The sequence below is a fragment of the Paenibacillus sp. FSL K6-1230 genome, assembly GCF_038002385.1.
Classification (GTDB): Bacteria; Bacillota; Bacilli; order Paenibacillales; family Paenibacillaceae; genus Paenibacillus; species Paenibacillus massiliensis.
Genome location: NZ_JBBOCK010000001.1, coordinates 3,015,286 through 3,027,547 on the forward strand (window position 1 = coordinate 3,015,286; position 12,262 = coordinate 3,027,547).

Annotated in this window: 7 protein-coding genes; all 7 read left to right on the forward strand. The window is 52.5% G+C overall.

The window, feature by feature from the left end; all coding sequences use genetic code 11:
* The first annotated feature begins 204 nt into the window (after nt 1-204).
* The 7 genes from MKX74_RS13070 to MKX74_RS13100 all read left to right on the forward strand — a co-directional run bounded on the left by MKX74_RS13070 (nt 205) and on the right by MKX74_RS13100 (nt 12,145).
* Nucleotides 205-1,164 (forward strand): ABC transporter permease, encoded by a 960-nt coding sequence (locus tag MKX74_RS13070; RefSeq protein ID WP_028591160.1) that lies wholly within the window; start codon nt 205-207, stop codon nt 1,162-1,164.
* On the forward strand, nt 1,164-2,033 hold the full coding sequence (locus MKX74_RS13075) for a carbohydrate ABC transporter permease (protein WP_341178672.1): 870 nt from the start codon (nt 1,164-1,166) through the stop codon (nt 2,031-2,033). The genes MKX74_RS13070 and MKX74_RS13075 overlap by 1 nt, the downstream gene beginning before the upstream one ends.
* A gap of 25 nt (nt 2,034-2,058) precedes the next feature.
* Nucleotides 2,059-3,597 (forward strand): extracellular solute-binding protein, encoded by a 1,539-nt coding sequence (locus tag MKX74_RS13080; RefSeq protein WP_341178673.1) that lies wholly within the window; start codon nt 2,059-2,061, stop codon nt 3,595-3,597.
* Nucleotides 3,598-3,787: 190 nt separating this feature from the next.
* Nucleotides 3,788-6,094, forward strand: coding sequence for an AraC family transcriptional regulator (locus tag MKX74_RS13085; RefSeq protein ID WP_341178674.1), 2,307 nt, complete (start codon nt 3,788-3,790; stop codon nt 6,092-6,094).
* 36 nt (nt 6,095-6,130) lie between these two features.
* A complete protein-coding gene (locus tag MKX74_RS13090; protein WP_341178675.1) occupies nt 6,131-8,218 on the forward strand; it encodes a glycoside hydrolase family 65 in 2,088 nt (695 codons plus the stop codon).
* A 91-nt stretch (nt 8,219-8,309) separates the two neighbouring features.
* Complete coding sequence (locus tag MKX74_RS13095; RefSeq protein ID WP_341178676.1) at nt 8,310-9,455, forward strand: glycoside hydrolase family 88/105 protein; 1,146 nt, start codon at nt 8,310-8,312, stop codon at nt 9,453-9,455.
* Nucleotides 9,452-12,145, forward strand: coding sequence for a glycosyl hydrolase family 95 catalytic domain-containing protein (locus MKX74_RS13100; protein ID WP_341178677.1), 2,694 nt, complete (start codon nt 9,452-9,454; stop codon nt 12,143-12,145). The genes MKX74_RS13095 and MKX74_RS13100 overlap by 4 nt, the downstream gene beginning before the upstream one ends.
* Nucleotides 12,146-12,262: the final 117 nt, after the last annotated feature.

The window sequence follows — 12,262 nt, forward strand, 5'->3', positions numbered from 1 at the left end:
TCATGCTCCAACCCCCGCTATGCCTAGCACCAACCGTTTCGCCAGCGAATGAACCGATCCTACAGACCTCCGTGTGTGAAGCGAATTGGCTCATTCCGTGGTCGATTGCATGATTGCAGCCCGAGCCGTAGACCCCTAACATGTGAGCTGAGGAGCTCGCTCGTCAGTCACACCATCATCTGCCAAAGGGGGTCGAAGATCATTATGGCTGAGCTGTCAGATACATCCGTACCGCACCCCGGAGCCACTGTACACTCATCTGTCAAACCAAGCTATCTACGTAATATGAGAAAGCACTGGATGCTCTATGTCATGATCCTGCCCGGTATTTTGTTCTATATTATTTTCAAGTACATTCCACTGGGAGGAAGCATAATCGCATTTCAGAACTTTCAGATTATGAGGGGGATCTGGAGCAGCCCATGGGTGGGGCTGGATAATTTCAAGTTCATTTTCACGTATCAGGATTTCTATCTGGTTCTTCGCAATACGGCGCTTATTGCTCTATATAAGCTGGTGCTCGGATTCCCTGCACCGATCCTGCTGGCACTGCTGTTCAATGAGGTGAGGAAAATGCTGGCCAAGCGAGCGCTGCAGAGCATATTCTATCTGCCACATTTCCTCTCCTGGGTCGTTGTAGGGGGAATTGTCTTTGAAGTACTCGCATCAGGCGGATTCGTCAACGCTGTTCGCGGCTGGTTCGGCTTTGAGCCGATATTGTATATGCAGCAGGAGCAGTATTTCCGCACAATTGTCGTCTTATCCTCCATATGGAAAGAAGTAGGGTGGGGTACCATCATCTATCTCGCGGCCATTAGTGGCATTGATCCCACACAGTATGAAGCAGCCGTGATGGACGGGGCGAATCGCTGGAAGCAGACCATCTATATCACTTTGCCTGCATTGTTCCCGACCATCCTGATCCTGTTCCTGCTAAATATCGGTAATTTCCTGGAGCTCGGCTTCGATCAGATCTACAATCTGCTTACACCGATGACCTACTCTGTGGGGGATATTATCGAGACGTATGTATATCGCTCGGGTGTCCTGCAAGGGCAGTATAGCGTAACCACAGCGATCGGACTCTTCCAGTCCGTTATAGGCTTTATACTGCTCTGGATCTTCAATCGTCTGGCCAAAAAAACCGGAGAGGGGTTGTGGTAATGAAGCAGAGTATCGGTGAAAGATGCTTCCAGATCGCCAACTATATCTTTCTGACAGCCGCAGCCCTGACGATGCTCCTGCCCCTGGTTCATCTACTGGCTGTATCACTCAGCTCTCCAATTGCAGCTGATTCCAAGGAGGTATTCCTGTGGCCGGTCGACTTTACACTAGCCTCCTGGAAGCATATCGCGCAGAGTAGCAGCCTGTGGCAATCCTTTGGCATTACTGTCTTCATTACGGTAGTGGGAACTTTACTTAGCATGCTGTTCTCCGTGCTGACGGCTTTTCCGCTGTCCCGTCGGGAATTCCTCCCCCGTAAGCAGGTGATGCTGGCTATAGTGATTACCATGATCTTCAATGCACCGATGATTCCATTCTTCCTGACGGTAAGAGAGCTCGGAATGATGAACTCCATATGGGCGTTGATTATACCCGGAGTGATTGGTACCTTCAACATGATCATTCTGAGAACCTTCTTCATGAGTCTGCCGAAGGAGCTTGACGATACAGCGCGAATCGACGGCTGTCATGATTTCCGGATTCTGTTCCAGATCTATCTGCCACTCTCCAAGCCAGTACTGGCTACGGTCAGCCTGTTCTATGCTGTAGGGTACTGGAATACCTTCCAGCGGGCCGTACTCTTTCTCCGTGATCCCGGCCTGTGGCCACTGCAAATGAAGCTCCGCGGCTATCTGACCAGTCCGGAGGAGCTTGCGCAGGTGAACATGTTCTTGGGTGATTACGACTTCAACACCACAACGTTAAAGGCAGCCACGATTCTTTTTGCAAGCGTTCCCATTATTTTGGTGTATCCTTATTTACAGAAGTATTTTGTGAAGGGCTCGCTGCTCGGCTCGCTGAAGGAATAACACAAGCTCAGAGGAGGATGATTGTATGAGAAGACCACTGACTCGAAGATTGCTGCCTTTCATGCTCAGTATCTCCGTACTGCTGGTAGCTGGCTGCGGAGCGGGGAATTCGGATGCCGGAACACAAGAGGGGGCCGACGGGGCCGGGAATTCCGGCGCTGTCAAAGTGAGAGTATTCAAGAGTCACATGGGTATCGGTAGCATCCCGAAGGCAGATAATCCGCACGTGAAGTACGTAGCGGAACAGACTGGGGTTCAATATGAGCTGGTCACCACTCCGCCAGGCTCTGAGCCATCGGAATACTTGAATCTGATGATTGCATCGGATGATCTGCCCGATATATTGCGCCCGATTGGAGGTGTCGAGCAGACGCTGATTCAGCAGGGCGGAGCGCTGCCTCTGGATGAGCTGCTGCCCGAATACGCCCCGCATGTCTGGGAGAGCATTCCCCAGGAAGCGTGGGACATTGTCCGCTCGGCTTCCCCGGATGGCAAGATCTATTATGTTCCCAAAGTGTTCCTGATCCCGGAGCGTGCACCCCTGATTCGCAAGGATTGGCTGGATAAGGTGGGCATGGAGATGCCGAAGACGACGGATGAATATGTCGAGCTACTCAAAGCCTTCCGTGATCAGGACCCGAATGGCAACGGCAAGGCTGATGAATTGCCTACAAGCGGGCGGGAATTCGGGCGATGGATGGACCATCTATTCGCGATGTACGGCGTGGCTATGTGGGAGGGATATCCCGAGTGGGATATCTATGATGGGAAAATCCAGTATGCAGGGACAACCGACAATATGCGAGAGGCCATCAAGTTCATTCGGATGCTGTATGAAGAGAAGCTACTGGACAACGAGACGTTCCTGAACAAGGGCGAAGTCTGGCAGGCCAAAATCAACAACAACCTCGTAGGCAGCTGGTACCATCTTCCGGCCAATGTGCGCGATCGCTACAATGCCATGCTGACGCAGGCCCCGGATGCGTATATTTCGGCAATGCCACTGCCCTCAGCGCCAGGCTTTGAAGCATTCGTCACTCAGAAGAGCATGGGTGAGCCTGAATGGATGATCCCGGCCGCCAAGCAGGATAATGCTCCGAACGCTCTGAAGCTGCTGGACTTTTTCTACAATCCCGCAAATGATGAATTCACACGCTTCGGGCTGGAAGGGGAGCAGCATATCGTCAAGGACGGAAAGAAGGTCATTCTTCCACCTGCAGATAACAAATCGCTTGTGCTGGGTATGAGAAACCTGACGACAGCTGAAGAGATGGACAGACGGATTGAGGAGACCTATCCCGAGGACCAGCAGCAAATGGTCAAAGACATGTTCGTCGTCAGCACTGCTGATGCCAGGCAGATTGCTGGCGATGGTCTTCCGGCTTCCGTATACGAAGGATACCCGGACATCCAGTCCCATAAGCTGTTCCAGGAGGTGCTTACCAAGATAGTGATTGGGGAACTGCCGCTGGAGGCCTACGATGATTACGTGAGCAAATGGAAAGCGTCAGGAGGGGATGTAGTAACTCAGAGGGTGCAGGAATGGTATGAGAAAGTGAAGTGAGAAGTTATTCGTATTAGGCTTACACAGCAGTGGCTAGGACTTGCGCAAAGCTGAGCAAACGGCTGAAATGAGGGGCTCATTAGCGAATGGGACCACATAGGGAAGCAAATTAGGCAGTAAGGGTGGGTCGTACTGGACATTCTCGCACTGTATAATGACGGTATAATGCACACAAAGGTGGGAGATAACGGTGACCCTTTCCTTTTTGAAGTGGCTGAAATTCAATTTCACCAATACCCAGACCCGGCTGCTGCTGATTCTGACCATTGCCGTCTTTATGATCATCATTGCAGTGGGCATGTCGACGTATTATTCCTCGAAGGCCGTATTACAGCAGGAGCTCAGTGAGCCTCAGCACCAAATGCTGCGTATCAGCATGAATGATATTGATGAGGTGATTCGGGAAAGTGATCAGATTGCGGTGAAAATTGCACTGAACAGCAATGTGTACGAATTTCTCACGAGCGAAGCGCAAGGCTCTTATCGTAATATCACAGAGCTACTGCAGTTTTTGGAAGCTGTAGTGAGTAGCACATCTTATATTAAGAGCGCTTACATTTATGATGTGGAACGGGAGAGCATGGTTGCTTTTCCCCAAGGCTATAGCTCTAGCAGGTCCAATTTTCCGGATTCGGAATGGGTGGGAGTGGCTGCAGAGCTTCAGGACCGACCTATGCTGGTCAAGCAGCGCGAGATTGCCGTTACTTCGGGTGAATCTGTAACACAGGTTACACTCTATCGGAAAATTATGCTGGCAGGTCAGATGAAGGGCCTGATCGCTGTGAACTTCAAGACGGACCAGCTGTTCGGGCATATGCTGCTCTCTTCCATATCCCATCTGGAGAGTCATCGCTTCATTCTGGATACCAATGGCCAGCCGCTATATCATATCGGCAGCTATGATGTCGGGGAGGCGGCGGTAGCCCAGATTCTTGCACAGCTGGAGGGCGAACAGCTCGGCGAATTCAAGCATGCAGGTCGAATTCTGCTGGCCTCACAGACTCTGTCACCCTACACGGGCTGGCGCTATCTATCATTGGTCTCACAGGATAGCCTGCTGGCGAATACCCGGAAGATTCGTGATACCGTGCTCGTGGTATCCTTGCTGGCTCTGGCGGCAGGAGCAGGGGCGATTGCCTTCTATAATGCCTCTGCCTTCAGGCCCGTGCGAAGAATGAGGCAGCTACTTAGCGGCTATGACCAGGAGCGAATCAGTCCAGAGCTGATTGATCTGGAGAAAATAACGAGTCAGCTTCTCACGGACCATGCTCAGCAAGCGATTAATCTTCGGCAGACATTGCCGGAGGCATCGGCCAAATTTCTGACAGATATCTATGCAGGCAATATGGCGGGGAGTCGGGAGATCGGCGAGAAATGGGAGCGCTACTTCGGGGACTGGTGTGATCGTCCCTTGGCGATTGCCATGTTATCCATTGATGACTATCAGACCTGGTGCGAGCAATTCAGGAAATCAGACCACTCGCTGCTGAAGTTCGCCATTGGCAATATTGTGGCCGAGCTGCTGTCAGGCCAGTGGCGTGCGCTATCCGCCGATCTGGGACGGGATCGAATGTTGGTCATGCTACAGCCGATAGTTCACAGCAAGGGAGCGGATGCAGCCACAGCTATTGGAGAAGCCCTCTCAATGATACCGCGGCTGCTCAAATTCCAGATCTCGGCTGGTGTCAGCCAATACCACGCAGGCTTCATGCAGCTCCAGCAAGCTATGCAGGAAGCAGAGAGCGCGCTTGGATATCGACTGTACCGCGGATATGCAAGCGCCATTTCTTATGAGCAGCTGAACGGCGCGCAACAACCTGAACTGACCACCCAGGAGCATGAGAATATGAGTAAGCTTACGGAGGCCATTCAGGCCGGGAGTGTGGAAGAGGCATTGAAAGTGCTGGACAGAATGATCAGTCGCATGCGAAGCGAGCAATGGTCTCCTGCTTCAGCACTAATCTGTCTTGAGACCATGGCAACAAAGCTGGAACGAATGGGGATGAATCGCGGGGTAGAAGGCTGTAGCATGGATATTTCCGGGCTTCGGACGATGCATTTGGATGCGGCTGGGGCGTTACTGCGTCAGCAGGTAGAAGCGATCGCCGAGGATTTCGCGAGCTTGCTGCTGCGTAAGGACTTCATCGTGTGCCAGCAGATGGTTGCTTTCATGAGCGAACATTTGGAGGACCCGATCGGCATTCAGGAGATTGCCGAGCATGCTGGCATCAGCACGAGTCTGGCCAGTCAACTGTTCAGGCAGGAAATGAACGATACGATTCATGGATATTTCACCAAGCTGCGGATGGAGCGGGCAGGCGAGCTCTTGCTGCATACGGATTATCGAATTTCCGAGATCGCCTCTATGGTCGGCTATCAGCATGAGAACAGCTTTATTCGTGTGTATCGCAAATACAAGGACATTACGCCGGGCAAATACAGGGAAATGATGCGCAGCCGCAGTGATGCACTGCCGGAAGCAGGAGGTCCTGCTTGACTTCGGCTCGGCGTGATCAAGGAGGGAAGCCAATCCATGAAGCACAAATCCAACGATCGCAAACCAATCGATCGCAATACAGTTGTGACGAGGAATCATCCAATTCTGACTCAGATCGAGCCGCGATCGCCTCTGTCTGTTGGTAATGGGGAGTTCGCTTTCAGCGCGGATTTTACGGGTCTTCAGAGCTATCCCGAGGGCTATGAAGCTCCGCTTGGCACACAATCCAACTGGGGCTGGCACTGTACGGGTGGCCATCAGGTATTTGGAGAGGAAGACATTGAGTATCAGTCCTATGAGACGTATGGGCGCAAGGTGCCTTATCCCATGAAGCCAGCAGGCAAGGACGATGCTTATCATTGGCTGCGGCAGAATCCGCATCGACTTCAGCTTGGACGGTTATCCTTTCGCCTGCTACGGGATGATGGGCAAGTGGCTCAGATCAACGATGTGACTCCTATTCGCCAGGAGTTGGAGCTATGGACCGGGATTCTGCATAGTGAGTTCACTCTGCAGGGAATCAAGGTGCTGGTGGAGACAGCCTGTGATCCGAAGAACGACTGTATCGCTATTCGTGTGCAGTCCGACTTAATCCATCAAGGACGTCTACAAGTGTTCCTCGTGTTCCCATCGCCAGATATGACGCACCGAAGCTGGTCCCGATCTGTGTTCCCAGAATGGGACCAGCATCACAGGCACAGAACTGAGCTGTCGACCAGCAGAGACAATTCTGCAGTGATTGCGCGTACGCTGGATGAGGATAGCTACACCGTGCAATGGATCTGGGATGCTGGTCGTCTGGAACAGACCAATCCTCATGAATTCACCTTGCATCCTGAGGCAGCCAAGGACTCTGAGAGCTGGTGCTGCTCCGTGGCCTTTGCCCCGCGTGAGGCAGAAGCGAAGCCGGCTGAAGCTATACTTCATGCAAGCGCGGCCTACTGGCAAGCCTTCTGGATTAATGGAGCAGCCATCGACTTATCGGGGAGTACGGATTCACGAGCTGCTGAGTTGGAGCGCAGGGTGGTGTTGTCCCAGTTCCTGTGTGCCGTGCACAGTGGCGGTTCTATGCCTCCACAAGAGACGGGCTACATGTACAATAGCTGGTTCGGGAAGATGCACCTGGAGATGCACTGGTGGCATGCAGCACATTTTCCGTTATGGGGTCGTGCCGACTTGCTGCGACGCAGTATGGATTGGTATCTGAGTATTCTTCCTAATGCACGTGAGCTGGCTCACTCCCAAGGATATACAGGAGCACGTTGGCCCAAGATGGTCGCGTATGATGGGCGTCAGACCCCTTCACCAGTAGCCCCTGGACTGATCTGGCAGCAGCCTCATCCCATGGCTTTGGCCGAGATGTGTTACCAGGCTCAGCCAGAACGTTCCATGCTGGAGCAATATAGGGAGCTTGTTTTTGAAGCGGCTGATTTCATGGTATCCTACGCGCATTGGGACCAAGAGCGGGAAGCTTATGTGCTCGGTCCACCGCTAATACCGGCTCAGGAGAATCATGCCATGGATGAGAGTCTCAATCCGCCATATGAGCTGGAATACTGGAAATATGGGCTGGAGATCGCGGTTCGGTGGGCAGAGCGATTAGGGGAGCAGCCCAATCCCGCTTGGTCAATTGTAGCCTCACAAATGGCGAGACCACCACAAGCGAATGGCGTCTATCTGGCACATGAGCACTGCCCGAATACATTTACGGAGAAAAATCATGACCATCCTTCGATGGTTGGGGCGCTTGGACTGCTGCCGGGGACGTTAATTGATACGCAAATCATGAGAAATACGCTACTCAAGGTCAAAGCATGCTGGGACTGGGAATCGGCCTGGGGCTGGGATTTTCCGATGTGTGCGATGACCGCAGCCCGGTTGGGCGAGCCAGAACTTGCATTGGACTTTCTGATGATGGATGCGACGAAGAATACCTACCTGCCTAATGGTCACAACTACCAGCGTCCAGGTTTGTGGGCGTATTTGCCTGGAAATGGTGGGCTACTAACGGCCATCGCTATGATGGCTGCGGGCTGGGCAGGAACCGAAGGGCGCAGCCATCCAGGGTTCCCACAGGATGGAAGCTGGTCTATCGAGTGGGAGGGACTGAGCCCCTTGCTCTGATCTGCATGGAGCGACGTTGCTGCTGCTCACATGTAACCGTGCTGCATCATTCCAATCTAAAGGGAAGTTATCACATAGGGGAGGTTCCAAAATGACCGAGACTATACCCAAGACACAAGGGCAGAAGGGAAGAATGTCTGTTAAAATTGCCGATACTCTGCTCTCCGAGTGTAAGGAAGGGGATCATCCGAAGCTTGCTGGCAAGTGGGGTTATGTAGCCGGGATGACACTGATGGCACTCCAACGTGCTGCTGTATGGAACAGGGAGCCGAGATATGCTGAGTTGGTTCAGCGTCATATGGATGATCTGATTGAGAGCGACGGGACCATCCGCACCTATCGGCTGGAGGATTACAATCTGGATATGATTAATGAGGGTAAAAATCTATTCGCTGAGTGGCAGCGTACTGGCGAAGAGAAGTACCGCATAGCTATCCAGCATCTCGTTACCCAGCTCAAGGGGCAGCCGCGAACCAGCGAAGGTGGGTTCTGGCACAAAAAAATTTACCCGTTCCAAATGTGGCTGGACGGAGTGTATATGTCTTCACCATTTCTTGCGGAATATGCAAGTGTCTTTGGGCGTGAGGATAGCTTCCATGAGGTGGCACGGCAGATTCTGCTCATTGAGCAGAAGACTCGCAATCCAAGAACTGGCTTGCTGCATCACGCCTGGGATGAGAGCAGAGAACAGCGCTGGTGCGATACGCATACGGGGCAATCCTTTCATGTCTGGGGCCGCGCCATGGGCTGGTATGCGATGGCTGTGGTCGATGCACTGGAGCATTTCCCCATTGATCATCCACAGCGTGGGCAGATCATGGGAATTTTCGAACGGATGTCCTACGCCATCGCTCATGCCCAGGATCAGGAAAGCGGGCTGTGGTATCAGGTTATGGACCAGAACGGCAGGGAGGGTAACTATCTGGAGGCATCTGCATCATGTATGCTGACCTATGCACTGGCTAAGGGGCTACGACTGCATTATCTGGCTGAGCTGGATTCCAATGTCGTTGAACGAGCATACGCAGGTATTCTGAGGCACCTTGTTACGGAGGATGACAAAGGAGTGCACCTGCATCGTATTTGTCATGGTGCTGGACTTGGAGGCAGGAAGTACCGCGACGGCTCTTATGCCTATTATATAAGTGAAGAGATTGTCAGTGATGCCCAGATGGGTGTGGCTCCGTTCCTGCTGGCCAGCATCGAGATGGAGAAGCTCGGAGCAGAGGGAGCATGAGCTTGCAGCACGAGCAGAACGAGAATATCGAGCAGAATAAGCGGTTCCAGCATGCTGAACGGGGCAAGGGGAACAGGCAGAATGGTATCAGACCCTATAAAAATCGACTACGGTTGAGGTATCCCGCTTCCTGGTGGAAGGGAATGTGGCGTGAGGCGCTACCCTCCGGCAACGGCATGCTTGGCGCCTCCGTACAGGGCGGTATACAGGAGGAGACGGTGCTGCTGCAGCACAGCGAGCTATGGCAATGGGGCCGTAAGGAGAAGCTTCCTGATGTCAGTCATACATTGAATGAGACCCGTAAGCTGATGGACGAGGGGCGATATGATGAGGCTAGCTGGCATCTGACCCGAGCCTTGCAGAAGAATGGCTATGCCTCCAAGCTGGCCTCTCGCTGCCCGCTTGCTCTACTAAGCGTATCCATGGCCTGCGAGAGCGCCTTTCGCAAATACCGCCGTGAGCTGGATATGGAGACGGGTGAGGTTGAGGTTCGCTGGCAGGATGGGAAGCGTAGCTATTCAAGAACGCTGTTCGTCTCAAGGGCAGACGATTGTGTCGTTCTTAAGCTGGATCATCGAGAGTTGGAGAAGAAGCATACTGCTCAGACAGTAGAAGCAGAAGCACCGAAGCAGGCACAAGGGCAAGCTGCAGGGAAATCTTCAGGGCAAGCATGGCTTACTGGCTCTATAGGATTAGGCTTTCCCCAGGGAGATCGTGCACGAGAGGACGAGGAATTCGAAGTACTACAGGCATCTGTGACAGTCCGCGAGGACGGGGATTACCTGCTGTATGGCGCCTGTAACGACGATGGGCGGGACTTTGGGGCCGTTTTGCGTCTGATTCGTATTGAAGAGGACGGCACTGTAGGGAGTAACCGTGATTGTTCTGCTAAGCACACCTTGGAAGAGAGCCAGAGCAAGCTGGCTCATACCCGACGAGCTGATGGGCTTGAGCCACATCTCCAAGGACGACTACATTATCAGACGAGCGGCAAGCTGCTCGTTCTGATCAAGATGTTCGTCGCAGGTGAGCGGGAGCGCGAATGGCTGCGACTAAAACAGGAGCTGGAAGCACTCGATACCGACTACGAGCTTCTGCTGGATCGGCATACAGAGCTGCATCAGGCACTATTTCATTCAGCCGAGCTTGATCTGGATGATGCAGCAGATGATCAACGCTGGAATGAAGAACTGCTGCTCGAAGCTTACGAAGGCGAGGCTCCTGAAGGTCTTGTCCGCAAGCAGTGGGCCTATGGTCGGTATTTATTCATTAGCGGTGTCTCAGAGCATGGAAGCCTGCCCTTCGGACTGTACGGCTTATGGGGTGGAGACTATCGGCTGATCTGGGGTCATCATATGGCTAATGAGAATGTACAGATGATGTATTGGCACACGCATGTTGGGGGACTCACTCGGCTGAATCAGTCCTTATTTCGCTATTACAATGGACTGTTGGAGGACTTTCGGGACAATGCCCGCAAGCTCTATGGCTGTAAAGGAATTTATGTACCGGCTGGAACAACGCCGGGGCAGGGTGCTCCGAATCAGATTGTCCCAGTCATCATGAACTGGACAGGGGCAGCTGGATGGTTGGCCAGACATTATTATGAGCATTTTCAATATAGCGGAGATATGAGTTTTCTGCTGAAGCAGGCGTTACCTTTTATGAAGGAGGCTCTGCAGTTCTATGAAGATTTCCTGGTGCTGGATGCCGATGGACAATATGTTATCTATCCATCCGTCTCTCCCGAGAACACTCCTGAGAACTTTATGCCCAAGGATGGGAGGCCGCTAGCACATCCTATGCCCACGGCGATCAATGCCACCATGGATGTGGCGATTATTAAGGAATTACTGCAGCATGTCATTGAAGCCTGTCGCATCGCATGCGTTCATTTGGAAGAGATTCCGAAGTGGGAGGTCATGCTTGAGCGCTTGCCACCATATACGCTGAATCAGGAGGGAGCGGTAAAGGAATGGCTGCATCCTGATTTTGATGATCGACAGCATCATCGCCATTTATCGCATCTATATCCAGTGTTTCCGGGTCAGGAGATCTGCCGCGAGGAGCAGCCCGAGCTCTTCCAGGCCTTTGAAGCAGCGGTACATCTGCGTCAGCTAGGCGCCCAGAGTGGCTGGTCGCTTGCTCATATGTCATCAATCTATGCACGACTTGGTGATGGAGAGAAGGCAGTGGAGTGTCTGGATGTTCTTGCCCGCTCCTGTCTGCTGCCTAACGGCTACACCTTGCATAACGATTGGCGCAATATGGGAATATGCATGTCCATGCCCGCCGCACCTGTGCAGTTGGATGCCAATCTGGGCTGGGTTAATGCAGTGCAGGAAATGCTGCTCTATGTGTCATCCCGATGGATCAAGCTGTTGCCCGCCCTTCCGGCGCGATGGAGTCGAGGCTCCATGAGCAGCTGGCGCATACCCGGAGGAAGTCTTTCTATCGCTTGGGATCGGACATCAGGAGAGCTTCGGGGTGAGTTAGTCGCCACACGCAATCTTAGAACGAAGCTCCAGCTACCGGACTGGGGGAAGGGATGCGCATTGTATTGTAGAAAGGCTGGTAGTCAGGAAGCTTTTGTGTATGATCACGGTGAGGCTGAAGGGAACAGCACTCATACAATTACTCTTGAATTTGGAGATACACTGCTCTTCAAGCCTGCTCCATTTTTTCAATAGCAGATGTTTTCAGCAGCAGATCTTGTTTAAAGTGATACCACGCCTGTAAGCTCCTACACTATAGCTGTTAACACAAGGTGATAGCAGGTGGAAGTATTATGAATGTACTGTACAAAA

Coding starts and splice junctions, on each gene's coding strand:
- MKX74_RS13070 (WP_028591160.1), top strand. CDS start 205: ATGGCTGAGCTGTCAGATACATCCGTACCGCACCCCGGAGCCACTGTA.
- MKX74_RS13075 (WP_341178672.1), top strand. CDS start 1,164: ATGAAGCAGAGTATCGGTGAAAGATGCTTCCAGATCGCCAACTATATC.
- MKX74_RS13080 (WP_341178673.1), top strand. CDS start 2,059: ATGAGAAGACCACTGACTCGAAGATTGCTGCCTTTCATGCTCAGTATC.
- MKX74_RS13090 (WP_341178675.1), top strand. CDS start 6,131: ATGAAGCACAAATCCAACGATCGCAAACCAATCGATCGCAATACAGTT.
- MKX74_RS13095 (WP_341178676.1), top strand. CDS start 8,310: ATGACCGAGACTATACCCAAGACACAAGGGCAGAAGGGAAGAATGTCT.
- MKX74_RS13100 (WP_341178677.1), top strand. CDS start 9,452: ATGAGCTTGCAGCACGAGCAGAACGAGAATATCGAGCAGAATAAGCGG.